Here is a 26,275-nt window from a genome sequence, read left to right as displayed (position 1 = left end):
CAAGGCCTACGACCATGACAGACACCCAGGACAAGAACTACATCATCGCCCTGGACCAGGGCACCACCAGTTCGCGTGCCATCATTTTCGACCGCGACGCCAATGTGGTGGGCACCTCCCAGCGCGAGTTCGCCCAGCACTATCCGCAGGCGGGCTGGGTCGAGCACGACCCGATGGAAATCTTCGCCACGCAGAGCGCGACCATGGTCGAGGCCTTGGCACAGGCAGGCATCAGCCATGCCCAGGTAGCCGCAATCGGCATCACCAACCAACGCGAAACCACTGTGGTGTGGGACAAGGAAACCGGCCGCCCGGTTTACAATGCCATCGTCTGGCAGTGCCGCCGCAGCACCGAGATCTGCGCCCAGCTCAAGCGCGACGGCCATGAAGACTACATTCGCGACACCACCGGCCTGGTCACCGACCCGTACTTCTCCGGCACCAAGCTGAAGTGGATCCTCGACAACGTCGAGGGCGCCCGCGAACGCGCCGAGCGTGGCGAACTGTTGTTCGGCACCATCGATACCTGGCTGATCTGGAAGTTCTCGGGCGGCAAGGTGCACGTCACCGACTACACCAATGCCTCGCGCACGCTGATGTTCAACATCCATAGCCTGGAGTGGGACGACAAGCTGCTGGAAATCCTCGGCATCCCGCGGCAGATGCTGCCCGAGGTTCGTTCTTCTTCAGAAGTGTACGGCCAGACAAAAAGCGGCATTGCCATTGCTGGCATCGCAGGTGACCAACAGTCGGCACTGTTCGGCCAGATGTGCGTAGAGCCCGGCCAGGCCAAGAACACCTACGGCACCGGCTGCTTCCTGCTGATGAACACCGGCGAGCAGGCAGTAAAATCGTCCCATGGCCTGCTCACCACCATCGCCTGCGGCCCGCGTGGCGAGGTGGCCTATGCGCTGGAAGGCGCGGTGTTCAACGGTGGTTCCACCGTGCAATGGCTGCGTGACGAGCTGAAGATCGTCAACGACGCCCTGGATACCGAATACTTCGCCAGCAAGGTCAAGGACAGCAACGGCGTCTATCTGGTGCCGGCATTCACCGGCCTGGGTGCCCCGTACTGGGACCCGTACGCCCGCGGCGCGCTGTTCGGCCTGACCCGTGGCGTGAAGGTGGACCACATCATCCGCGCCGCGCTGGAGTCGATCGCCTACCAGACCCGCGACGTGCTCGATGCCATGCAGCAGGACTGCGGCCAGCGCCTGTCCGAGTTGCGTGTGGACGGTGGTGCGGTGGCCAACAACTTCCTCATGCAGTTCCAGGCCGACATCCTCGGTACGTGCGTGGAGCGCCCGCAAATGCGCGAAACCACAGCCCTGGGCGCCGCCTACCTGGCCGGCCTGGCTTGCGGCTTCTGGAGCGGCCTGGACGAACTGCGCGACAAGGCAATCATCGAGCGCGAGTTCAGCCCGCAGCTGGATGAAACGCAGAAAGAGAAGCTGTATGCCGGCTGGAAGAAAGCCGTCGAACGTACCCGTGACTGGGAAGAGCACGAGGCGTAAAACACATTGGGGCCGCCACGCGGCCCCAATCGTCTACTGGCCGTCATCCCCTTCCTACGGCATCATTGCAGAATTTGTCCGGCTGCCCCAAAGGACCGCCCATGAATCTGCCCCCCCGCCAACAACAAATCCTCGAACTGGTGCGCGAGCGCGGTTACGTCAGTATCGAAGAAATGGCGCAGCTGTTCGTCGTGACGCCGCAGACCATCCGTCGAGATATCAACCAGCTTGCCGAGCTCAACCTGCTTCGCCGCTACCACGGTGGCGCGGCCTATGACTCGAGTATCGAGAATACGGCCTACGCCATGCGTGCCGACCAGATGCGCGATGAAAAGCAGCGTATCGCTGACGCCGTGGCCCGGCAGATTCCCGACCATGCCTCGGTGTTCATCAACATCGGCACCACGACCGAATCCATCGCCCGCGCACTGCTCAACCACAACCACCTGAAGGTCATCACCAACAACTTGCACGTGGCGGCGATCCTGGCTGCCAAGGACGATTTCGAAGTGCTGGTGGCCGGTGGCACGGTGCGCCGGGACGGTGGAGTGGTGGGCCAGGCCAGTGTCGACTTCATCAACCAGTTCAAGGTCGATTTCGCCCTGGTGGGTATCAGCGGCATCGACGAGGACGGCAGCCTGCTCGACTTCGACTACCAGGAAGTACGGGTATCCCAGGCGATCATCGCCAATGCCCGGCAGGTGATCCTTGCCGCCGACTCCAGCAAGTTCGGGCGCAATGCCATGGTGCGCCTGGGCTCGATCAGCCTGGTCGACTGCCTGGTGACCGATCAGGCGCCTACCCCCACCCTCACTCAGTTGCTGAACCAGTACAAGATCCGCCTCGACGTCGTTTAAAGGGTGGCGGGGGCTTGCCGCAACCTGTGTGGCATGCAGACCGCCCAGCCAAAATTTTCGAAAATGTTCACTTTATTGTCATCTGATCAGTTTTTTCTATAAAGACTGGCTGGCGACGGGCGTTCTGTTGCGCTAGTATTTTCGCAAACGAACATTAATGTTCACTTTCGATGTGAACAGCTCCCAGGAGGCCTTGCCCGTGTCCCAGCCCGTTTCGTCCCAGCCATCACTCGCCGACTGCTATGACCTCGCCGTGATCGGCGGTGGCATCAATGGCGTGGGCATCGCTGCCGACGCCGCCGGGCGGGGTCTGAAAGTATTCCTTTGCGAAAAGGACGACCTGGCCCAGCACACGTCATCAGCCAGCAGCAAGCTGATCCACGGTGGCCTGCGCTACCTTGAACACTACGAATTCCGCCTGGTACGCGAAGCCTTGGCCGAACGCGAAGTGCTGCTGGCCAAGGCGCCGCACATCGTCAGACCGATGCGTTTCGTGCTGCCACACCGCCCACACCTGCGCCCGGCGTGGATGATCCGCGCCGGCCTGTTCCTGTATGACCACCTGGGCAAACGCAAGCGCCTGGGTGCCTCGCGCAGCCTGCGCTTTGGCCCCGGTTACCCGCTAAAGCCGGCGATCACGCGCGGTTTCGAATACGCCGATTGTGCGGTAGACGACGCGCGGCTGGTGGTGCTCAATGCCATGGCCGCCCGTGAGCACGGCGCGCACATCCATACCCGCACCCGCTGCCTGCGCGCAGAGCGCGTGGACGGCCTGTGGCAGGTCGAGTTGCAGCATGCCGATGGCAGCCTGCAGAGCATTCGCGCCCGCGCCCTGGTCAACGCCGCTGGCCCGTGGGTCGCCAGTTTCATCAAGGACGACCTCAAGCTGGATGCGCCGTACGGCATCCGCCTGATCCAGGGCAGCCACATCATCGTGCCGCGCCTGTACGAAGGGGAACATGCCTTCATCCTGCAGAACGAAGACCAGCGCATCGTCTTCTGCATCCCTTACCTGGACCGCTTCACCCTGATAGGCACCACTGACCGCGAGTACAGCGGCGACCCTGCCAAGGTAGCGATTACCGCACAGGAAACCGACTACCTGTTGAAAGTGGTCAACGCGCACTTCAATCATCAGCTGAGCCACGGCGATATCCTGCACACCTACTCCGGCGTGCGCCCGCTGTGCAACGACGAGTCGGACAACCCGTCTGCCGTCACCCGTGACTATACCCTCGCGCTTAGCGCAGCGTCTGGCGAGGCGCCATTGCTGTCGGTGTTTGGCGGCAAGCTGACCACCTACCGCAAGCTGGCAGAGTCGGCCATGAGCGAACTCAAGCCGTTCTTCAGCCAGATGGGCAAAAGCTGGACCGCCGATGCCCCCCTGCCCGGCGGGGAAGACATGAGCACGCCGCAGGCATTGGTCGAAGCGCTGCTGGCACAGCATCAATGGCTGGCAGTGGACATCGCCAAACGCTGGGCGGTGAGCTATGGCAGCCGCACCTGGCAACTGCTGGACGGCGTGCACGGCCCGCAAGACCTGGGCCAGGTGATCGGCGGCGGCTTGTTCACCCGTGAAGTCGACTACTTGCGTGATTGCGAATGGGCTGTCAACGCCCAGGACATCCTGTGGCGGCGCAGCAAGCTTGGCCTGTTCACCAGCGCCAGCGAGCAGCAGGCCCTGGCTGATTACCTGGCGCAAAGCGAGGCGCGCAGCAACGCCGCCTGATCCGGCTGGGGCGACCGCTGTGCGGTTGCCCCCTTAGGCTTCCCGCCCGTAGGCCTCCCTCGCCAGTTCCAGGTACAACGCCCGCTCCTGGGCATTGAGCGCCTCCATCAAGGCTGCGGCACGCTCCAGGTAGTGCTGCTCACCCGCCTCACCGACCTCACCCTCGGCTTGCTCCAACTGCTCATGAAACGGTTCAGCCAGGGCATCGAAACGCTCGGCATAACGATTACGCACATACCCTTGCCAGAACTCGCGCTGCGCCAGCGCCTGGCTCAGTACCTCGCGGTTTTCTCCAGCGAGCACTTGAGCACCCGCGCGCCTTGCGTCAGCGGCGGTTACACGGCTGTGTTCGGGGTAATTCATGGACCGCGGTTGCGCTGGCAGGTCGAGCCGGTCAGCCAAATTGACGCGGAAGGCGAGGTAGACCTCGATATCATCCACGGCAGCATATGGGTCCCTGCGCAGTTCCTGAATGTGTCGGGCGGCAATGCTGTCTACCTGATCCAGGCGATACAGCGAACGCCCCAGGCGCAATAAAGTCTGTTCGGCCTGCATGGGAGCACCCTCACCTGGGGAATGCAGGGCAATGTGGGCCCTGACTTCCAGTTGACTGAGGATCAGCAGCAGTCGGTCCTCACAGGTACGGCGCCCTTGCGCCTGCCAGAACATGGCTTCGCGCACGTCGGTGTTGTCGGTGCACAGTTCCAGAATCCGCCACACCCTTGCCCGGTAGTAGTTCGGGTGGTCGAGGAAATCGTCGGAACTGGCGAAATCTGCCAGAAAACGAAACAGGTCTACCGACTGCGGCTCCTCGGCCAGTTGGTTCCAGATCTGCACGCGCCGTGCCCTGACAGGCTCGTTGGCGCTACCCAGCCATTGGTCCTGCAAGCCGGCATCGGCAATAGCGTGATGGTAGGAGGGGCTACGGTTTACAGACGAATCGCCAAGGCTTTCGGCAAGCGACGCCGCGCTCGCTTCGTCCAGCGGGTTGTCATGCAGCGACAGGCGTCCCATTCGCGCGCCCAGCGCGCGCAGGTGCCCGTTCACCTGGCGAATCTGGTTATCACGCAGGTCCACCAGGCCCCGCCATGGCATCACATCGTCGCCTGGCAAGGTTTGCAGCTCGGTTGCGCGCAGCGAAACCTCACGCAAGTGGCGCAGCCCCGAAAGATCAGGCACCTGGCCCAGCGGGTTGTAGTTGAGATCCAGCACCTGGAGCATCGAGAGGCTGGCCAGCCTTTGGCTGCCTTGGGCATCGACACTGATCTGGTTACCCGCCAGACGCAGGCTGCGCAATTCGGTAAATCGCTCCAGGCCAGCGGGCAAGCGGGTCAATTGGTTGTTGCGCAGGTCGAGCTCGCGAAGGTGGGTGAACCTGCGCAGGAAATCCTCATCGATCTGTTCAAGGCTCATGTTGCGCAAAGCCAGGCGCCGAACATGGCCGAACTCTATGCCCTCCGGCAACGTCGGCAAGCTGCCCACCTGTTCGCCATCTATGTGCAGCACAAAGTCGTCACCGGCCAGACCGGCCGTCTTGCGCCGCCAGGCGCGACGAATCTGGTTGGCCACGCGTTGCCGGCGCAGCCCGTCCATGAAACTGACGCGCTGTCGCTGCCAGCTGTCAAGCGCGTCACGCAGGCTTTGCATCTGCCATTGAAGCTCGCTGAGATGTGCCCACTGGCCGACCCTGCGGTCCGACAGGTCGCGAAGGTAGGCGTCCAGCTGTGCATCGGTCAACGTCGGGAATATGTCATGTATGCCGCGACGCAGTGCCCGTCGGCTGCTTTCTCCCCGTCCACTCAAGGCGTAACCGATCCGGCCATCGGCGATGCGTAGCGGCGGGCGATAGCGTTCTGCGACAGGCGCCAGCCCCATCAAATTCGCCGTTCTTTCTCGATCCGAGCTAGCCAGGTGCGCAAGCTGCTCGCCGAGGTCGCGGGCCGTGAGCTGACTTCCTCCAAAACTGGCCTTCTGGCCCTGGTCAAGGGTGCGGATCAGGCATGGCAACAGGCCTTGGCCAAGTACTGGCGGCTGGCCATCGGCCAATTGGTACCCCTGCTCGGTGTGGATGATGGTTTTGATCTCGGTGGCACTGGCGGCCCCCTTGGCTGCCAACACACGGCCGCCTGCCTCCCCGAGGCGCAGGTCGATCCGCACCGAGGCTGGCCAAGGTGCGTGGTGGGCGATCCATTCCAGCACCAGTCGCTGGGTATCGGCATTAACTGCCCCTTCGTGCTCGAACCCCATCAGGGCACGGTCCACACGGCTCTCGCGCAAGAACCAGCGGGCCCGCTCAGCCATGGCCAGCGGCACCCGGCCGGTAGCCAGCAGCGCCTTGATCTGCGCACCACTGGCCGACGCGAGGATTTCTTCGGCGCCACGCACCGACAGGCCTGGGAATACCTTGATCAGCAAGGCACCTGTAACAGAAGGCACAGCTTGCCGAGCGGCCAGTTCACGTTCGAACGCGCGCCCCCGTAATCGGGGCTCTAAGGTATGGAGTTCGTAGCGTTCATGGGCATCACCCAAGCGAGCAGGGCTCTCCCCCCCGTCAAGGTGGATATGGCGCACCTGGGCCTCTTCAAACCCGGTGATGCGAAGCAGTGTTTCAGCGCTTTGGTCAGAGGTTTCGGCAAAGACACCGTCAAACCTGCGTACCAGCGGCCCGCCGCCATCAAGATGATGAGCAGAAGGCGGCCAGTGCGCCAGCCTGGCCCGGCCCTCACCCTCGTGCACTGGCGTCAGCGCATCGACAAACGACACCCGTTCGAGTGCACGGCTTATGCCCATGTGTACGGCACCTATCACGGCGCCGGCTGCCAGGTTCTGTGCTACGCCCATGAGGTGATCCAGCGCCCCCTGGCGGTCGCCTATGCGCCAATCCTCATAACCCTTGTAGACCTCGCTGACCACATCCACGGCCGCCACGGCGAGCATCACCTCCCCCACTATCGGAATGAACAGTGCTGCCAGGTTCAACGTATCGAGGCCTGCACTCTTGAGCGCCTCCAGCCGCTGATGGCGCTCGATAGCGGTCTCGTCGGCGGTAGGGACCGCGAGGATTCTTGCATCATCCAGCATCTTGTCCACCTGCAAGCCACGCAGGTAGGCAAACAACGGTACATCGATGGCGAAATTGCGCCCATCCAGCACAGCCGGTACTCGCACACTGCTGGCTTCGATCAGGCGCTCCAGGGTTGCCGTGAACGTCGTCCGGTCGCGTTCACTGATGAAGCGACTGAAAAACGAACGGTAGTGAGGCGCACGCATGCGCCTGGCCAACCATTGGTACAAAGCCTCCCAGGAAACGTGCCTGGTCACCGGCCGCTGCGGGTCCTGTGGTACCCAGCTGATGATCCCTTCCAGTGGCCCGTCGGCGCGCTCGCGCACCTCCAGCGTGACGATTCCATGGATACGCTTGCCCAGCAGATAAAGCTGACGCGGTGTGACAACGCCACTGATGGCAGGCACCACAGGTTTGGCAGCGAACACAGGCAACAAGCGCAGGTAGTCGGCTTCGTCCAGCTCGGACTTGATGCGGGCCATGCGTACCGCGACTTCCATCTTTGCGCGCAGGTTTTCCTCAAACATGCGCTGAACGGCCTCTCGGGCGAGGTTTTCAGGCGCTGGCGGCCGGCTTTTCGGAAACAGTTGTGCGCGCAACTTTTGTTGGTACTGCCCACCGATGTCGAGTTTCCTGCAGCAGCGGGCAAATGCCTCGAACGTCAGTTGCAGCTTCACCCCATCAGCGCCCTGCAGGTGGGCGCGCCTATGGATTGACGGCAAGGTATCGGCTTCGTGGAAGTTATGCAGCGCGGCCGTGACCAAAGGTTGCACGCTGTAAAGGGTACGCCAGGGCGTATGCAGGCGCGGCGCAGCGCTGAGCATCGGCACATCCTCCTCAATGTGCACCTGCATGCTGCGCACATCGACATCGGCCAGGCCTTCGGCGCGTAATGCCGGTTCGAGCACCTGCGCGGCAAAGGCTTCCAGGCTGGGCACGCTGGCCAATCTGGTTTTCACTCGTTCGGCCACAGCCTGCTGATTGGACAGCGCGCGGTGAAAGGTCAACAGTTGATCGACATCGGCCGTTTTCAACCAATCCGCCATCTGGCGGGCAATGAAGGCGTCGACGGAATCGGAAGGAATCGGGATCACGGACACGGCAAGAGCTCCAGAAGATGAAGCAGCAAGCTCAACAGTTGGCCTTGCGCGACGGGTGTTACTTATTGCTGGAGCACCCCGTTCAGAGCCCCCACATTCGTTCGGATAGCCGAACGAAATACCACCCCTCGTTCGGTGATCCGACAGCAGAAGAATGTTCAAAAACCTGCATACAGGGTTCATGCCCAGGCTTTGCGCGGGGTTATGATCTTTGGCAGGGCTTGGCACGACTCATGCTCTACACTTGGTAGCCGAATGCACTCGCTTCTTGCTGTATTCGTTGAACGAAAGAGTCCGCCAACGGCTCCATAAAAAAAACAAACACGTCGAGGAAAATTTGATGCGTATCGTTCGTCAATTGCTGGGCGCCGCCATCGCGGCCGCTGTGATCGCTTCGCCGGCCATGGCCGAAGAACTGACTGGCACCCTGAAGAAGATCAAGGAATCGGGCACCATCACCCTGGGCCACCGCGACTCCTCCATCCCGTTTTCCTACCTGGCCGGCAAACCCGAGCCCGTGGGCTACTCGCATGACATCCAGCTGGCTGTCGTCGACGCCCTGAAGAAGCAACTGGGTACGGACATCAAGGTCCGTTACAACCTGGTCACCTCCCAGACCCGCATCCCGCTGGTGCAGAACGGCACCGTCGACCTTGAGTGCGGCTCCACCACCAACAACGTCGAGCGCCAGCAACAAGTCGGCTTCTCGGTCGGCATCTTCGAAGTCGGTACCCGCCTGTTGACCAAGGTCAAGGACGGTGCGCCTGCATACAAAGACTTCCCGGACCTGGCCGGCAAGAACGTGGTGACCACCGCCGGTACCACCTCCGAGCGCATCCTCAAGGCGATGAACGCCGACAAGCAGATGAAGATGAACGTGATTTCCGCCAAGGACCACGGTGAAGCCTTCAACATGCTCGAAAGCGGCCGCGCGGTGGCCTTCATGATCGACGACGCGCTGCTGGCCGGTGAAATGGCCAAGGCGCGCAAGCCATCCGACTGGGTCATCACCGGTACCCCGCAATCGTACGAAATCTACGGCTGCATGGTGCGCAAGGAAGATGCTGCGTTCAAGAAAGCGGTCGACGACGCCATCGTGGGCTACTTCAAGTCGGGCGAAGTCAACAAGAGCTACGACAAGTGGTTCAATCAGCCGATCCCGCCAAAAGGCCTGAACCTGCAGTTCCCGATGAGCGACGAGCTGAAAAAGCTGATCGCCGAGCCGACCGACAAGGCTGCGGACGAGAAGAAGTCCTGATCCTCAGATAGTGGCCTGGTGCTCAACAGCACGAATCAATTCTGCAGGCCACTCATTAGTGTCTAACCTTTCATCCGAGGGCGCCAAACGCCCCCGGATGCTCGAAGGTGCCCGTGAAACAACCGTCTGAGGGGAAATCCCGATGAATTACAACTGGGACTGGGGCGTGTTCTTCAAGTCCACCGGCGTGGGCAGCGAAACCTATCTGGACTGGTACATCACCGGCCTGGGCTGGACCATCGCCATCGCCATCACCGCCTGGATCATTGCGCTGCTGCTGGGGTCACTCCTCGGTGTCATGCGTACCGTGCCGAACCGCCTGGTATCGGGCATCGCTACCGCCTACGTGGAACTGTTCCGCAACGTGCCACTGCTAGTGCAGCTGTTCATCTGGTACTTCCTGGTACCGGACCTGCTGCCGGAAGGCTTGCAGGAATGGTTCAAGCAGGACCTCAACCCGACCACCTCGGCGCTGATCAGCGTGGTCGTCTGCCTGGGCCTGTTCACCGCCGCCCGCGTCTGCGAACAGGTGCGTACAGGGATTCAGGCGCTGCCCAAAGGCCAGGAAGCCGCCGCCCGTGCCATGGGGTTCAGCCTCCCGCAAATCTATAACAACGTGCTGCTGCCGCAGGCTTACCGGATCATCATTCCGCCGCTCACCTCCGAGTTCCTCAACGTCTTCAAGAACTCCTCGGTGGCGTCGCTGATCGGCCTGATGGAGCTGCTGGCGCAGACCAAGCAGACCGCCGAGTTCTCCGCCAACCTGTTTGAGGCGTTCACTCTGGCCACGCTGATCTACTTCACCCTGAACATGGGCCTGATGCTGCTGATGCGCATGGTCGAGAAGAAAGTCGCCGTGCCTGGCCTGATTTCCGTGGGGGGCAAGTAAATGGACATGGATTTCAGCGAAATCATCCCGGCCCTGCCTGCCCTGTGGGAAGGCATGGTCATGACCCTGCAGCTGATGGTCATGGGCGTTGTCGGTGGTATTGCACTGGGCACCATCCTGGCCCTGATGCGCCTGTCGTCGAGCAAGCTGCTGTCCCGTGTGGCAGGTGCCTACGTCAACTACTTCCGCTCGATCCCACTGCTGCTTGTAATTACCTGGTTCTACCTGGCGGTGCCGTTCGTGCTGCGCTGGATTACCGGCGAAGACACGCCAGTGGGTGCGTTCACCTCTTGCGTGGTGGCCTTCATGATGTTCGAGGCCGCGTACTTCTGCGAAATCGTGCGTGCCGGCGTGCAGTCGATTTCCAAAGGCCAGATGGGCGCCGCGCAGGCGCTGGGCATGAACTACGCGCAAACCATGCGCCTGATCATCCTGCCCCAGGCGTTCCGCAAGATGACCCCGCTGCTGCTGCAGCAGAGCATCATCCTGTTCCAGGACACCTCGCTGGTATACACCGTGGGCCTGGTGGACTTCCTCAACTCGGCACGTTCCAACGGCGATATCATCGGGCGCTCCCATGAGTTCCTGATCTTCGCCGGCGTCGTCTACTTCATCATCAGCTTCTCCGCTTCGTGGCTGGTCAAGCGCCTGCAAAAAAGGATCACCGTATGATTTCCATCAAGAACGTCAACAAGTGGTACGGCGACTTCCAGGTACTGACCGATTGCAACACCGAGGTCAAGAAAGGTGAAGTGGTGGTAGTCTGCGGCCCGTCGGGCTCGGGCAAGTCCACCCTGATCAAATGCGTCAACGCGCTGGAGCCGTTCCAGAAGGGCGACATCGTGGTCGACGGCACGTCGATCTCCGACCCGAAAACCAACCTGCCGAAGCTGCGTTCGCGGGTGGGCATGGTGTTCCAGCACTTCGAACTGTTCCCGCACCTGACCATCACCGAGAACCTGACCATCGCGCAGATCAAGGTACTGGGCCGGAGCAAGGAAGAAGCCACCAAGAAGGGCCTCGCCCTGCTTGAGCGGGTGGGCTTGTCAGCGCATGCGCACAAGCACCCTGGCCAGCTTTCCGGCGGCCAGCAGCAGCGAGTGGCCATCGCCCGTGCGCTGTCAATGGACCCGATCGTCATGCTGTTCGACGAACCCACCTCGGCACTGGACCCGGAAATGGTCAGCGAGGTGCTGGACGTAATGGTGCAACTGGCCCACGAAGGCATGACCATGATGTGCGTGACCCACGAAATGGGCTTTGCCCGCAAGGTCGCCAACCGGGTCATCTTCATGGACAAGGGCAGCATCATCGAAGACTGCACCAAGGAAGAGTTCTTCGGTGATCAGAGTGCCCGCGACCAACGCACCCAGCACTTCCTCAGCAAGATCCTGCAGCACTGATCCGGCCACAGCATCCGCTGCCACGGGACCCACCGGGCAGCGGATGCTGGTCGTGACAAGGCCACTGTGATGAAATGCGACCCCTCGCTACTTCGCCCTGCCAAGCCTGCCGTGAAATCCCGTCTGATCCGCCAATTGCTGTTACCTCCACTGATCATCCTGCTGATGGTCGGCTTAGGGCTGGCTGGCTACCTGATCAGCGAGAGCAACGGCATCCGCACCCTCAGCGAAAACGGCGAACGCCAGCTGGAGCTGCATGCGCGCACGGTCGAAAGCGAAATCAGCAAATACACCTACCTGCCGAGCCTGCTGGAGCTGGAAGACAGCGTCTCGCACCTGCTCACCGACCCGGACGGCGGCTCCCGCCAGGCGGTCAACGAATACCTCGAAGGCCTGAACAGGCGCAGCCGCAGCCGCGCCATTTTCGTCCTCGATACCAATGGCCGGGTACAGGCCACCAGCAACTGGCGCGACGCCGACTCGTTCCTCGGTGAAGACCTGTCGTTCCGCGCCTACTTCCAGACCGCCGTGCGCGGCGAGCCCGGGCGTTTCTACGGCATCGGCAGCACCACGGGCGAGGCCGGCTATTACCTGGCCCATGGGCTTGAAGAGCACGGCAAGATCATTGGCGTGGCAGTGATCAAGGTGCGCCTGGACACCCTCGAAGAGCGCTGGCAACGTGCCCGCCTGGAGGCGTTCGTCAGCGACGAAAACGGCATCATCATCCTCTCCAGTGACCCGGCCCGGCGCCTGAAATCGGTGCGCCCCCTGACCCCGCAAATCAAGGAGCGCCTGGCGCGCAGCCTGCAATACTACTGGTGGCCGCTCAACGAACTGCAGCCACTGGCCCGGGAAACCCTGGCCGATGGCGTGGAAAAACTGACCTTCCCGGCCAACAGCGAGACTGCCCAGGGCAAGCCGCACGAAGTCGCCTACCTGGCCCAGACCCGGCGCCTGGCCGACACGCCTTGGCACTTTACCCTGCTGACCCCGCTGCAGGACCTGCGCCGCGAATCCATGGTGCAGGGCATCCTGGTGGGCGTGGCATTTGCCTTGCTGGCAATCCTCGGCATTGCCTGGAACGAGCGACGCAAGGTCATCGCCACCCGCTTGGCGGCCCGCGAGGCCCTTGAGGAAGCCAACAGCCAGCTGGAACGGCGCATTGCCGAACGCACGGCAGACCTGCGCGCCAGCAACGAACGCCTGAAAGGCCAGATTCGCGAGCGCCGGCATGCCGAGCAAACCTTGCGCCACGCCCAGGATGAGCTGGTGCAGGCTGGCAAGCTGGCCGCCATCGGGCAGATGTCCACCAGCATTGCCCATGAGCTCAACCAGCCGCTGGCCGCGCTGCGCACGTTGTCTGGCAACACCGTGCGCTTCCTCGAACGCGGGGCACTGGAAACCGCCAGCACCAACCTGCGCACCATGAACGACCTGATCGACCGCATGGGGCGTATCACCGCCAGCCTGCGCTCGTTCGCCCGGCGTGGTGACGACAGCGGCCAGGCCTCGCTGGCCAAGGCGGTTGAAGCCACCTTGCAGGTGCTGGCCAACCGCATCAGCGCCTGCCATTTGCAGTTGCACCACCAGTTCGAGGACCAGCAACTGGCCATCGACCAAACCCGCCTGGAGCAGATCCTGGTCAACCTGATCGGCAACGCCCTCGATGCCATGGCCGCGCAACCGTTGCCCGAGCTGTGGCTGGAAGGCGAGCTGCAAGGCGACAAGTACCGCCTGCAGGTGCGCGACAATGGCCACGGCATCGACGCCGAGGCGCGCAAGCACCTGTTCGAACCGTTCTTCACCACCAAACCGGGCGAACATGGCCTGGGCCTGGGCCTGACCCTGTCGGCGAGCCTTGCCGCCGCCGCCAAGGGCAGCCTCAACGTCGAGCACCCCGTCACCGGCGGCACGGCCTTCGTCCTGGCCCTCCCCCTGGTCTCCCCCCCTAGCGAATCGGCAGAGCACCCATGAACCAAGCGCCTCTTACCGTCCTGATCGTCGAAGACGACCCGCATGTGCTGCTCGGCTGCCAGCAGGCCCTGGCCCTGGAGGATATCGCCTGCGAAGGCGTGGGCAGCGCCGAACAAGCGCTGGAACGCATCGGCGACGATTTCGCCGGCATCGTCGTCAGCGATATCCGCCTGCCGGGCATCGATGGCCTGGAGCTGCTAAACCGCCTGAAGGCCCGTGACCGCAGCCTGCCGGTGGTGTTGATCACCGGCCACGGTGATATCGACATGGCGGTCGGCGCCATGCGCAACGGCGCCTACGACTTCATGGAAAAACCGTTCTCCCCCGAACGCCTGGTCGACGTGGTGCGCCGCGCCCTCGAACATCGCGGGCTGTCGCGCGAAGTGGTGGCCCTGCGCCGCCAACTGGCCGAGCAGAGCAGCCTGGAGGGACGCATTATCGGTCGTTCGTCGGCCATGGAACACTTGCGCGAACTGATTGCCAACGTCGCCGATACGTCGGCCAACGTGCTGATCGAAGGCGAGACCGGCACCGGCAAGGAACTGGTCGCCCGTTGCCTGCACGATTTCAGCCGGCGCCAGGGCCAGCCCTTTGTGGCGCTGAACTGTGGCGGCCTGCCGGAGAACCTGTTCGAAAGCGAAATTTTCGGCCACGAGGCCAACGCCTTCACCGGCGCCGGCAAACGCCGTATCGGCAAGATCGAACACGCCAACGGTGGCACGCTGTTCCTCGATGAAGTGGAGAGCATGCCGATCAACCTGCAGATCAAGCTGCTGCGCGTACTGCAGGAACGCACGCTGGAGCGGCTAGGTTCGAACCAAAGCATCCCGGTGGACTGCCGGGTAATCGCCGCGACCAAGGCCGACCTCGACAGCATGGGCCAGAGCGGCCAGTTCCGCAGCGACCTGTACTACCGCCTGAACGTGGTGACCCTCGAGCTGCCACCCCTGCGCGAGCGCCGCGAAGACATCACGCAGCTGTTCGAGCACTTCCTCCAGCAGTCCGCACTGCGCTTCGACCGTGAAGCACCGGCGCTGGACAGCCAGATCCTCTCACGCCTGATGGCCCACGACTGGCCGGGCAACGTGCGCGAGTTGCGCAACGTGGCTGAACGCCATGCCCTTGGCCTGCCAGCCTTCAAGAAAGGCCCCAGCGGCGGCGCCAGCCAGGGCCTGGGCTTTGCCGAAGCGGTGGAAGCATTCGAACGCAACCTGCTTGGCGATGCCCTGCAACGCACGGGGGGCAACCTGAGCCAGGCCAGCCAGGAGCTGGGCATGGCCAAGACCACGCTGTTCGACAAAGTGAAAAAGTACGGCCTCGGCTGACCTCAACCTGAACTGGAAAGACAACGTGGATCTGGTATTCAAAGCTGCCCTGGGCGCTGGCGTGGTGCTGCTGCTGGCGGTGCTGTCGAAGACGCGCAACTACTACATCGCCGGGCTGGTGCCGCTGTTTCCCACCTTTGCCCTGATTGCCCACTACATCGTTGGCAAGGGGCGCAGCATTGCCGACCTGAAGACCACCATCCTGTTCGGCATGTGGTCGATCATTCCGTATTTCGTGTACCTGGCGACCCTGTATGTGCTGGTCGACCGCCTGCGCCTGGAGGCGTCGATGGCGCTGGCCACAGTAGCGTGGCTGATAGCCGCTACCGTGCTGGTGACCTTGTGGGTGCGAATGCACTGATCAAAATTCGTGCTGGCTTCTTCGCGGGCTTGCCCGCTCCCACAGGTTCTCCACAATGCCTGAGATTGGTCCGGGACCTGTGGGAGCGGGCAAGCCCGCGAAGAAGCCAGCGCGGAGTCACAGCCCTGCGATGTGCTTGACCTCTTGCCTATGCGCCTGCAAATAAGGCAATACGGCCCCCAGCAGCGGCGCCTTGAACGGCTCCTGAAAGCGGTGCGCCAGCCCCGGTATCAGCCGCAGCTGGCTGCCTTGAATGTGCGCCGCCAGGTGCACACCGTGCATAACCGGCAACAACGGGTCGGCCGTGCCATGCACCACCAGGGTCGGCACACGAAGTTGATTCAAAAGCTCGACACGGCTCGGCTCGGCCAGTATCGCCATGATCTGGCGCTTGGCCCCATCAGGGTTGAACGCCCGGTCATAGGCGACCGCCGCCTGCTGCAGCAACACAGCGCGGTCGTCCCGCACCTCGGGGCTGCCCAGGGCCGCCAGCAGGTCGGCCTGCTGCTCGATGGCCACTTCGCGGTTTGGCGCGCTGCGCCGGGCCAGCAACTGCACCAATGCCGGATCCGGCGCCGGCAGCCCAGCCGCCCCTGAACTGGACATGACCAAGGTCAGGCTGCGCACGCGCTCGGGTGCCATGGCCGCCAGATGCTGGGCGATCATGCCGCCCATGCTCACGCCCAGTACATGAAACTGACGCACACCCAACGCGTCCATCAGGCGCAAGCCATCATCGGCCATGTCCGTCAGCGTATAGGGCGCCGCCACCGGCAGGCCCAGCTTGTAACGTAACAGCTCGACCGTCAGGTTGGCCGACGGAGGCATCTGGTTCCAGCGCGACAGGCCAACATCGCGGTTGTCATAACGGATCACCCGAAAGCCTTGGCGGCACAAGGCCTCGACCACATCGTCCGGCCAATGGATCAGTTGCCCGCCCAGGCCCATGACCAGCAACAAGGCCGGGTCACCAGGCACCCCGACGCTCTGGTACACCAGGCTGACCGCTCCCAGTTCGGCACGCTGCACCGGTACCTGGGCGTCACAACGCTGGTCGGCGAAACTCGCAGGTACGCTGAATATCAAGAAAAGAAAAAGCCAAAAAGCCCGCATGGAAGAAACACCAGAATGCAGATCCCCAGTAGAGCGCGAGTCTGATGAATTCTGTTCGGGCGCGCTGCCACAGTTCGGTGACAGTTTCATGACGCCCGCCAGGCGGTGCGGCCGAACGCCCAGTCGACAGCTGCATCAACATGAGAGAAACTCAACTCATTTCCTGTTTCTTCAAACCTACACCCCGGAGTCAGCAGTGCTGGAGATCCGTCACCTGAAAACCCTTCATGCCCTGCGCGAAGCCGACAGCTTGGTGGAGGCCGCCGAGCGCCTGCACCTGACCCAGTCGGCGCTGTCGCACCAGTTCAAGGAGCTGGAAGAGCGCCTGGGCCTGCCCATTTTCGTGCGCAAGACCAAGCCGATCCGCTTCACCAGCGCCGGGCTGCGCCTGCTGCAACTGGCCGATGCCACCCTGCCACTGCTGCGCGGCGCCGAGCGTGACATCGCACGCCTGGCCGGTGGCACTGCCGGGCGCCTGCACATGGCCATCGAATGCCACAGCTGCTTCCAGTGGCTCATGCCGACCATCGACCAGTTCCGCGATGCCTGGCCGGAAGTTGAGCTGGACCTGGCCTCCGGCTTTGCCTTCGCCCCCCTGCCAGCACTGGCCCGCGGTGACCTGGACCTGGTGGTGACCTCCGACCCGGTGGACCTGGCAGGCATCACGTACGTGCCGCTGTTCACCTACGAGGCAATGCTGGCGGTGGCCAACCAGCACCCGCTGGCCAGCAAGCCTTACATGGTGCCGCAAGACCTGCTCGACCAGACGCTGATCACCTACCCGGTGGAGCGCGACCGCCTGGACATCTTCACCCGCTTCCTGGAGCCGGCCGACATCGAGCCGGCCGCCGTACGCACCTCGGAGCTGACGGTAATGATGATGCAGCTGGTAGCCAGCGGCCGTGGGGTATGCGGCATGCCGCACTGGGCACTGCACGAGTACAGCTCGCGCGGCTATGTGAAGGGCAAACGCCTGGGTGAGAAAGGCCTGTTCGCCACCCTTTATGCCGCCGTGCGCACCGACATGCTCGATGCGCCTTACATGCGCGACTTTTTGCTGACCGCCAAAGACACCTCGTTCGCCACCCTCGATGGGGTCAGCGCGGTGCGTTGAGTGCCTGGCGGTACAGCGGCAGGATCAGGTCGCGGGTCAGCGGCGCCAGTTGCATGACGGGCGCCTGGTCAGCGGCCAGCCAGACAACCTCTTCGATCTCCGCAGCCGGGACCACGGCTGCGGCGCTGTCGACACGGAACAGCTCGGCCTGCACTTCGAAGCCTGGCTCGTTGGCGGCTGGGGCACTGAACTGACCCAGGTGCACGGCCTGGGCAGGGTCGATGTGCAAGCCCAGCTCCTCGTGCAACTCGCGCACCAGTGCCTGAACCGGCGTTTCACCGGCATCGATCTTGCCGCCTGGCTGCATGAAAGCGACGGTGCCGCGCTTGCGCACCAGCAGGGTCCGGCCCTGAGGGTCGATCAGCAGGGCGGCGGCGATGCGGATTATGTTCGGCATGGATCAGCTCACTTGAGAAATCAAAGAAGATATCGCCTGCGCCGGCCCTATCGCCGGCAAGCCAGCTCCCACAGGTACCGTACATGCCTCAAGCTGGCGGGGACACGTGGGAGCTGGCTTGCCGGCGATAGGGTCGGCGCAGGCAACATAGCATCCGCGACGAACGGCCCCTTGCCAACCCGCGGCATACCCTCCATAACCAACACATGAACCTGCCCGCCAAACACCACCCGGTGCTCGAGCTGTTTCACCCTGCCGTGCGCACCTGGTTCCGTCGCCATTTCGCCACGGTCACTGAAGCCCAGGCACAAGCCTGGCCGCTGATCCACGCCGGCCAGTCGATGCTGCTCGCCGCGCCGACGGGCTCGGGCAAAACCCTCAGTGCTTTCCTGGCGGTGCTCGACGAACTGTTCCGTGAAGGCCTGGAGCACCAAGGCGAACTGCCCGCGCAAACCCAGGTGATCTACGTTTCGCCGCTGAAGGCCTTGTCCAACGACATCCGCCTCAACCTGCAAGCCCCGCTCGAAGGCATCAGCCAGGCCCTCGCAGACCAGGGCCTGAAAGCCCCACGCATCACCACGGCCGTACGCACGGGCGACACGCCACAAAAGGAACGTGCCGCCATGCGCAAGCTGGCCCCGCACATTCTGGTGACAACCCCAGAATCGCTGTACGTGTTGATGGGCTCTGCTTCAGGCCGTGAAGGCCTGGGTACTGTGCATACGGTAATCGTCGACGAAATCCACGCCCTGGCCGGCAACAAGCGGGGCGCCCATCTGGCGCTGACCCTGGAACGCCTGCAAGCCTTGTGCAAACGGCCACTGCGGCGCATCGGGCTGTCCGCCACACAACGCCCGGTCGAGCGGGTGGCTGAGTTTCTGGCCGGTAGCGGGCGCCCCTGCGCCATCGTCGATGTAGGCCATGCGCGCCAACGCGATCTGGCTATCGAAGTGCCGCCGGTGCCACTGGGCGCGGTGATGGCCAACGATGTCTGGGGCCTGGTCTACGACCGCCTGGCCACCCTGGCGCGCGAACACCGCACTACGCTGGTATTCGTCAACACCCGGCGCCTTGCCGAGCGCATCACCCGTCACCTCAGCGACCGGCTGGGCAAGGAGGCGGTAGCCGCGCACCATGGCAGCCTGTCCAAGGAGTTGCGCCTGAATGCAGAGCAGCGGCTCAAGAGCGGTCATTTGCAGGTGCTGGTAGCCACCGCTTCGCTGGAGCTGGGCATTGATATCGGCGATATCGACCTGGTGTGCCAGATCGCCTCGCCGGGTTCGATTGCCGCCTTCCTGCAACGGGTTGGCCGCGCCGGCCACCAGGTTGACGGTGTGCCCAAGGGGCGCCTGTTCCCCACCTCACGCGATGACCTGATCGAATGCGTGGCCCTGCTGGACTGCGTGCGCCAAGGCGAACTGGACGAGCTGCACATACCCCGGGCACCGCTGGACGTACTGGCCCAGCAGATTGTCGCCGAAGCCAGCAACCAGGACTGGCACGAACAAGCCCTGTTCGACTGCCTGCGCCAGGCCACTCCCTATGCCGAGCTCGACCAGCGCCACTACCAGGCGCTGCTCACCATGCTCGCCGAGGGCTATAACGGCCGCCAGGGCATCCGCAGCGCCTATTTGCACCGCGATGCGGTAAGCGGCACGCTGCGCGGCCGTCGTGGCAGCCAACTGACGGCGCTGACCAGCGGCGGCACCATCCCTGACAACGCCGACTACACCGTGCTGCTGGAACCGCAGGCGCTGAACATCGGCAGCGTCAATGAAGACTTTGCCGTGGAAAGCATTGCCGGCGATATCTTCCAGCTGGGCAACGCCTCTTATCGCATCCTGCGCGTCGAGCCGGGCCGCGTACGGGTGGAAGATGCCCATGGCCTGCCGCCAACCATTCCGTTCTGGCTGGGTGAAGCGCCGGGGCGCAGTGACGAGCTGTCTCGCGCCGTAGCCCGGCTGCAGGCGCGAATCGACCAGCAACTGGATCAGGCTGACGGCGACACGTTGAAGGTACTCGCCTGGGTGCAGGCTACCTTTGAACTGGGCGAAGACAGCGCCAGCCAGTTGCTCGACTATCTGGCCCGCACCCGCGATGTGCTTGGCGCCCTGCCTTCGCAGGACACGCTGGTGATGGAGCGCTTTTTCGATGAGTCGGGCGGGACCCAACTGATCATCCATTCACCCTACGGCAGCCGCATCAACCGGGCGTGGGGCCTGGCCTTGCGCAAGCGCTTCTGCCGCACCTTCAACTTCGAGCTGCAGGCTGCCGCCAGCGAAGATGCCATCGTACTTTCACTGTCGACCAGCCACAGCTTCGAGCTGGACGAGGTGTGGCGTTACCTGAACAGCCGCAGCGCCGAGCCGATCCTCGTCCAGGCCCTGCTGGATGCACCGCTGTTTGGCGTGCGCTGGCGCTGGAACGCTGGCGTGGCCATGGCGCTGCCACGCTTCGTGGGCGGGCGCAAGGTAGCGCCGCAGATCCAGCGCATGAAGAGCGAAGACCTGGTGGCCGCCGTGTTCCCAGACCAGATCGCCTGCCTGGAGAACATCGCCGGCGAGCGGCAGATACCCGATCACCCGTTGGTCGAACAAACACTCGACGACTGCCTGCACGAGGCGATGGACAGTGAAGGTTGGCTGGCCCTGTTGCGACGCATGGAAAGCGGGGCGGTACGCCTGCTGTGCCGCGACCTGCCCGCCCCTTCGCCACTGGCGTCGGCCATTCTCAACGCCAGGCCGTACGCTTTTCTGGACGATGCCCCGCTGGAAGAACGGCGCACCCAGGCTGTGCTCAACCGACGCTGGAGCGAAGTGCGCAGTGGCGACGACCTGGGCGCCCTGGACGCTGATGCCATTGCCGCCGTCGCGGCCGAAGCCTGGCCGCAACCGGGCAATGCCGACGAAATGCACGAAGCGCTGATGGGCCTGGGCGCGATCAGCCAAGCTGAAGTGCAAGGCAATGCCAGCTGGGACCTGCTGCTCAGGCAACTGGCCAAGAACGGGCGGGCCTTGCGCCTGGCGGACGAGAAACTGTGGTTGGCGCGTGAGCGACTGGGCCTGCTGAGGGTGCTGTATTCGGATGCTCTACCAGAGCCTGCGTTGCAGGTGTTGCCAGGGTTTGATCAGGCCATCGACCCGGACCTTGCCCTGAGTGAACTGTTACGTGCCCGCCTGAGTGGCCATGGCCCCAGGACCGCGACGCAGATTGCGGCACCGCTTGGCAAGCCGTTGCAAGCCATCGAACAGGCGCTGGCCCGCCTGGAAGCCGAAGGCTATGTGCTGCGCGGGCACTTCAGCCCTGGTGCCACCGACCTGCAATGGTGCGAACGCCATTTGCTGGCGCGCATTCACCGCTACACGGTCAAGCGCCTGCGCCGCGAGATCGAACCGGTCAGCCTGCAGGACTTCATGCGCTTTCTGTTCGACTGGCAGCGCCTGGCGCCCGACGAGCGCCTGCGTGGCCCGCAGGCGGTGGCCGAAGTACTGGGCCAATTGCAGGGGTTCCCCAGCGCCGCCGGGGCGTGGGAGGCGGAACTGCTGCCTTCGCGCATCAAAGACTACAGCCCGCACTGGCTGGACGATGCCTGCCGCAGCGGCCAGTTCGCCTGGAGCCGGCTGGCGGCAACGGTGGCGAGCAGCACCCTATCGAGTACCCCAGTGGTGCTGCTGCCGCGCGACCAGCTGAACACATGGCGCAGCCTGGCGCCCGCACCAACGGTGGATGCCCTTGGCCTGCGTGCGCAACGTGTGTACGAAGCGCTGAAAACCCAGGGGGCGCTGTTCTTCGATGAACTGGCGCAGGAGGCGCACCTGCTGCCCAGCGAACTGGAAACCGCGCTGCAGGAACTGGTGGGCTCGGGCCTGGTCGGCGCTGACAGTTTCACCGGCTTGCGCAGCCTGATCACGCCTGCGGCCAAGCGCAGTTCACGTAATAGCCGCCGAGGTCACCCGCCGCTTTCCAGCAGCATGGCGCATGCCGGGCGCTGGGCACTGCTGCGCCGCAGCGATACGCCGCCGGATCACGACCAGCGGCTGGAGGACGTTGCTCGCACCCTGCTGCGCCGCTATGGGGTGATCTGCTGGCGGCTGCTGGAGCGCGAGAGTGATGTTCTGCCGCCCTGGCGTGAACTGCTGCGCTGCTATCACCGGCTGGAGGCGCGTGGCGAGATCCGTGGCGGGCGCTTCATTGCCGGGCTGGCGGGTGAACAGTTCGCCTTGCCGGAGGCGGTGGGGTTGCTGCGGCAGGTGCGCCGCCGCGACCCGGACGGGACGTTGCTGGTAGTGAGTGCCAGTGACCCGCTGAACCTGATCGGCGCGTTACTGCCTGGGGCGAAAGTGCCAGCGGTGAGTGGTAACCGCTTGTTGTATCGCGACGGGGTACCGGTGGCGGTACGGGTGGCCGGGCGTTACACGTATCTGGTCGAGGCGCCCGCACAAGAGCAGGAAATCTGGCGGCAGAAACTGCTGCGTGACAAGCACTGAGCATTATTGGGTTTACCGGCCCTATCGCCGGCAAGCCAGCTCCCACAGAGATGTCACTTCGCTTGACGGTGGTGATGACCTGTAGGAGCTGGCTTGCCGGCGATAGGGCCGGTACAGCCAGTACATAACTTGGCGAGAATGATTTTCGCTACCCCGATTTTAATTTGCAGGGCCCTGCAACTTGGCTATGGTCGGGGTTTGCCCCCAGGCCCTGAGCCTGACCGCGCCATCGCAAGGACCCTGTATGAGCCTGTCACTACTCAGTCGCTATGCCTTCTTCGCAGCCTGTGTGCTGTTCACCTTGGCGAGCCTGCCCTTCATCCACCACGAATGGCTGTGGCCGTTCACCCTGACCACGGGCATCCTCAGCCTGATCGGCCTGTTCGACCTGCTGCAGCAACGCCATGCCGTACGTCGCAACTACCCGATCCTGGGCAATATCCGCTATCTGGTCGAGGCCATTCGCCCGGAAATCCGCCAGTACCTGCTGGAGTCCGACAGCGACGCCCTGCCATTCTCCCGCGCCCAGCGTTCGCTGGTGTATGCCCGGGCGAAGAACGAAGCCTCGGACAAACCGTTCGGCACCCTGATCGACGTGTACGAGTCCGGCTTCGAGTTCATCGGCCATTCCATGCGCCCGGCGCCGCTGGCCGACCCGGCCAGCTTCCGCATCATTGTCGGCGGGCCGCAGTGCAGCCAGCCGTACTCGGCCTCGATCTTCAACATTTCGGCCATGAGCTTCGGCTCGCTCAGCGCCAATGCCATCCGCGCCCTCAACCAGGGCGCCAAGCTGGGCAATTTCCACCATGACACCGGCGAAGGCAGCATCAGCCCCTATCACCGCGAGCATGGTGGCGACCTGGTCTGGGAGCTGGGCAGCGGCTACTTCGGTTGCCGCACGCCGGACGGGCGCTTCGACCCCGAACGTTTCGCCGCACAGGCGCGCAGCCCACAGGTGCGCATGATCGAAATCAAGATGAGCCAGGGCGCCAAGCCCGGGCACGGCGGCATCCTGCCCAAACACAAGGTCACTCAGGAAATCGCCGAGACCCGCGGCGTGCTGATGGGCGAAGACTGCATTTCGCCGTCGCGCCACAGCGCTTTCTCCACGCCGATCGAGATGATGCAGTTCATTGCCCAGCTGCGTGAGCTGTCCGGCGGCAAACCGGTCGGCTTCAAATTCTGCCTGGGCCACCCGTGGGAGTTCATGGGCATCGCCAAGGCCATGCTGGAAACCGGCATCCTGCCCGACTTCATCGTCGTCGATGGCAAGGAAGGCGGTACCGGCGCCGCACCGGTGGAGTTCACCGACCATATCGGCGTACCGCTGCGCGAAGGCCTGCTGTTTGTGCACAACACGCTGGTTGGCCTGAACCTGCGTGACAAGATCAAGCTAGGGGCCAGCGGCAAGATCGTCAGCGCCTTCGACATCGCCAGCGTGCTGGCCATCGGTGCCGACTGGGCCAACTCGGCGCGCGGCTTCATGTTCGCCATTGGCTGCATCCAGTCGCAAAGCTGCCACACCAACAAGTGCCCGACCGGCGTGGCCACGCAAGACCCGCTGCGCCAGCGCGCCCTGGTGGTGCCGGACAAGGCCCAACGGGTGCTGAACTTCCACCACAACACCTTGCGAGCCCTGGCCGAGATGCTCGCGGCGGCGGGCCTGGAGCACCCGGCGCAGCTGGAGGCCAAGCACCTGGTGCGGCGCGTCTCGGCCACCGAGATCAAGCTGTTCTCGCAGATGCATGTGTTCTTGAAGCCGGGGGAGTTGCTGACCGGCTAGGTGGATGGGCAATTCTATTCGCGCATGTGGCAGCTCGCCCGGGCCGACAGCTTTGAGCCGCACAGCGAAGTGGCGGCCTGATAGAGCCCTGGGGCCGCAAAGCGGCCCCAGAGGTTTCAGATCAGGAAGCAGTACTGGCTACACCTTGCACGTCTTTCGGCGCCAGACGGAACGCGTAGTACAGCACCGTCAGCAGCACCAGGAACGCCGGGCCAATGTACAGGGCCACACGGGTATCCTCGAAGTACGCCATCAAGCCAACCACCAGCACCAGGAAACCCAGCGCCAGGTATGAGCTCAGCGGCCACAGCCACATGCGGTACTTCAGCGCCTTGCGTTCGGCGGTAGTCAGGCCGGCGCGGAACTTGAGCTGCGCCAGCAGGATCATCACCCAGGTCCAGATCGCACCGAAGGTGGCAATCGACGTGACCCACACAAACACCTTTTCCGGCACCAGGTAGTTGGCCAGCACGCCCAGCAGCAGCGCGCCAATCGACAGCAGCAGCGCATTGCGCGGTACGCCGTTTTTCGAGGTGCGGGCGAAGGCCGCCGGGGCCTGGCCGTTCTGCGCCAGGCTGTAGAGCATGCGCCCGGTGCTGAAAATGCCGCCGTTGCACGAAGACAGCGCCGCGGTGATTACCACGAAGTTGATGATGCCGGCGGCGGTCTTGATGCCGAGGCGCTCGAAGGTCATGACGAACGGGCTGCCCTGGCTGCCGATTTCGTTCCACGGGTAGATCGACAGGATCACGAACAGCGCGCCGACGTAGAACAGCAGGATGCGCCAGAATACCGAGCCGATGGCCTGCGGGATGGTCTTTTGCGGGTTGCGTGCTTCGCCGGCGGTGAGGCCGATCATTTCCACACCCAGGTAGGCGAACATCACCATCTGCAGCGACATCAGCACGCCGGTCACGCCATTGGGCATGAAACCACCGTTGCTCCACAGGTTGGAGATACCCAACGCCACACCGTCATTGCCGAAGCCGAAGGCAATGACGCCGATGCCGCCAAGGACCATGGCGATGATGGTGACGATCTTGATCAGGGCGAACCAGAACTCGAATTCGCCGAAGGCCTTCACTGCCACCAGGTTGACCGCGCCCATGCTGCCCAAGGCCGCCAGGGCCCAGATCCAGCGCGGTACATCGGGGAACCAGATGCCCATGTAGATGGCCACCGCAGTGATTTCGGCAACGCAGGTCACCAGCCACAGGAACCAGTAGTTCCAGCCGGTGAGAAAGCCCGCCAGCGGGCCGAGGTAGTCCTGGGCATAGCGGCTGAACGAGCCGGCGACGGGGTTATGCACGGCCATTTCGCCAAGGGCGCGCATGATCACCAGGATGGCCAGGCCACCGATGATGTAGGACAGCATGATGGCAGGGCCGGCCATTTCGATGGCTTTGGCCGAACCGAGGAAAAGACCGACGCCGATACAGGCGCCCAGCGCCATCAGGCGGATGTGCCGTTCGCCCAGTTCACGCTTGAGCGGGCCGCCTTCATTGGCCTGGCCATGGGCAGAGTGGTTGCCGACTGGCATAGCAATACAACCTCATTTTGTTATTGGATTTGACCTTCGTGCAGCACCGGCCATGCCGATAGGCGTGACGTAGGCTTGCCAGGCTGGCCTCGTGGGCCGGCCCGTGTGCCGGGGTAGAGCGCCCGGCAGGGCGAAGGGGCCGAGCAGTATAGGAAGACCGTTGCAGGGATTTTCGCTGTATATACAGGAATAATCAGCAAGTTTTCTGGCGGGCGCAGCGGCCCTGAAAGCTGCCCCGGCACCATAACAACATCGCCGTATCAAGAAACCCACACCAAAGCCGCATAGCCCTACCCCGCTTTTCTCCACCTCCTACAAAATTTTCACCTCACCCGCTCAACGTCTAAGCTTCAGTCAAGCAAGACGA

16 protein-coding genes and 1 pseudogene are annotated in these 26,275 nt (G+C 63.3%); 13 read left to right on the top strand and 4 right to left on the bottom strand.

From position 1 onward, the window contains the following. Positions 1-14: 14 nt before the first annotated feature. The 3 genes from glpK (at position 15) to glpD (ending at position 4,100) form a co-directional block, all read left to right on the top strand. Positions 15-1,514, top strand: a complete 1,500-nt coding sequence (gene glpK / locus PP4_RS05175; RefSeq protein ID WP_016498206.1) for a glycerol kinase GlpK — start codon at positions 15-17, stop codon at positions 1,512-1,514. 101 nt (positions 1,515-1,615) lie between these two features. Further along, on the top strand, positions 1,616-2,371 hold the full coding sequence (gene glpR, locus PP4_RS05170) for a DNA-binding transcriptional repressor GlpR (protein WP_016498205.1): 756 nt from the start codon (positions 1,616-1,618) through the stop codon (positions 2,369-2,371). A gap of 199 nt (positions 2,372-2,570) precedes the next feature. Next, positions 2,571-4,100: a glycerol-3-phosphate dehydrogenase gene (glpD, locus tag PP4_RS05165; RefSeq protein ID WP_041167965.1), complete on the top strand. Its 1,530-nt coding sequence runs from the start codon at positions 2,571-2,573 to the stop codon at positions 4,098-4,100. Positions 4,101-4,133: 33 nt separating this feature from the next. Here glpD and PP4_RS05160 read toward each other — a convergent pair whose 3' ends face one another. Next, complete coding sequence (locus PP4_RS05160; RefSeq protein ID WP_016498203.1) at positions 4,134-8,264, bottom strand: NEL-type E3 ubiquitin ligase domain-containing protein; 4,131 nt, start codon at positions 8,262-8,264, stop codon at positions 4,134-4,136. A gap of 340 nt (positions 8,265-8,604) precedes the next feature. On the opposite strand from PP4_RS05160, the gene PP4_RS05155 reads away from it, so the two are divergent. The 7 genes from PP4_RS05155 to PP4_RS05125 all read left to right on the top strand — a co-directional run bounded on the left by PP4_RS05155 (position 8,605) and on the right by PP4_RS05125 (position 15,474). Next, on the top strand, positions 8,605-9,522 hold the full coding sequence (locus PP4_RS05155; protein WP_016498202.1) for a glutamate/aspartate ABC transporter substrate-binding protein: 918 nt from the start codon (positions 8,605-8,607) through the stop codon (positions 9,520-9,522). Positions 9,523-9,664: 142 nt separating this feature from the next. Beyond that, complete coding sequence (locus PP4_RS05150) at positions 9,665-10,411, top strand: amino acid ABC transporter permease (protein ID WP_016488794.1); 747 nt, start codon at positions 9,665-9,667, stop codon at positions 10,409-10,411. Further along, the gene (locus PP4_RS05145; RefSeq protein ID WP_016488795.1) at positions 10,412-11,083 is read left to right on the top strand and encodes an amino acid ABC transporter permease; all 672 of its coding nucleotides are present in this window, start codon (positions 10,412-10,414) and stop codon (positions 11,081-11,083) included. Beyond that, positions 11,080-11,814, top strand: coding sequence for an amino acid ABC transporter ATP-binding protein (locus tag PP4_RS05140; RefSeq protein ID WP_016498201.1), 735 nt, complete (start codon positions 11,080-11,082; stop codon positions 11,812-11,814). Before PP4_RS05145 ends, PP4_RS05140 begins: the two co-directional genes overlap by 4 nt. Positions 11,815-11,883: 69 nt before the next feature. Beyond that, positions 11,884-13,788 (top strand): two-component sensor histidine kinase AauS, encoded by a 1,905-nt coding sequence (gene aauS / locus PP4_RS05135; protein ID WP_016498200.1) that lies wholly within the window; start codon positions 11,884-11,886, stop codon positions 13,786-13,788. Next, entirely contained in the window at positions 13,785-15,113 is a 1,329-nt protein-coding gene (gene aauR / locus PP4_RS05130; RefSeq protein WP_016498199.1) for a two-component response regulator AauR, read from the top strand. Before aauS ends, aauR begins: the two co-directional genes overlap by 4 nt. A gap of 25 nt (positions 15,114-15,138) precedes the next feature. Next, entirely contained in the window at positions 15,139-15,474 is a 336-nt protein-coding gene (locus PP4_RS05125; protein WP_016498198.1) for a GlpM family protein, read from the top strand. Positions 15,475-15,591: 117 nt separating this feature from the next. On the opposite strand, the gene PP4_RS05120 is transcribed toward PP4_RS05125, so the two are convergent. Then, a complete protein-coding gene (locus tag PP4_RS05120; RefSeq protein WP_041167592.1) occupies positions 15,592-16,587 on the bottom strand; it encodes an alpha/beta fold hydrolase in 996 nt (331 codons plus the stop codon). A 196-nt stretch (positions 16,588-16,783) separates the two neighbouring features. Here PP4_RS05120 and metR point away from each other — a divergent pair, with 196 nt between their 5' ends. Beyond that, positions 16,784-17,701 (top strand): transcriptional regulator MetR, encoded by a 918-nt coding sequence (gene metR / locus PP4_RS05115; protein WP_012273904.1) that lies wholly within the window; start codon positions 16,784-16,786, stop codon positions 17,699-17,701. On the opposite strand, the gene PP4_RS05110 is transcribed toward metR, so the two are convergent. Next, entirely contained in the window at positions 17,685-18,098 is a 414-nt protein-coding gene (locus PP4_RS05110) for an NUDIX hydrolase (protein ID WP_016498196.1), read from the bottom strand. The genes metR and PP4_RS05110 overlap by 17 nt on opposite strands. Positions 18,099-18,304: 206 nt before the next feature. Between PP4_RS05110 and PP4_RS05105 the strand changes: the two genes are divergently transcribed. Both PP4_RS05105 and PP4_RS05100 read left to right on the top strand, forming a co-directional pair. After that, positions 18,305-22,585 (top strand): DEAD/DEAH box helicase, encoded by a 4,281-nt coding sequence (locus tag PP4_RS05105; protein WP_016498195.1) that lies wholly within the window; start codon positions 18,305-18,307, stop codon positions 22,583-22,585. Positions 22,586-22,829: 244 nt separating this feature from the next. Next, a pseudogene (locus tag PP4_RS05100) lies at positions 22,830-24,365 on the top strand (FMN-binding glutamate synthase family protein); the annotation flags it as partial. A 124-nt stretch (positions 24,366-24,489) separates the two neighbouring features. On the opposite strand, the gene PP4_RS05095 reads toward PP4_RS05100, so the two are convergent. Further along, on the bottom strand, positions 24,490-25,908 hold the full coding sequence (locus PP4_RS05095; protein ID WP_016498193.1) for an amino acid permease: 1,419 nt from the start codon (positions 25,906-25,908) through the stop codon (positions 24,490-24,492). Positions 25,909-26,275: the final 367 nt, after the last annotated feature.

The sequence above is a fragment of the Pseudomonas putida NBRC 14164 genome, assembly GCF_000412675.1.
In the GTDB taxonomy this organism is placed as follows: Bacteria; Pseudomonadota; Gammaproteobacteria; order Pseudomonadales; family Pseudomonadaceae; genus Aquipseudomonas; species Aquipseudomonas putida.
The sequence above is the reverse complement of the archived record's forward strand: the minus strand, read 5'-3'. Positions and strand labels throughout refer to the sequence as shown.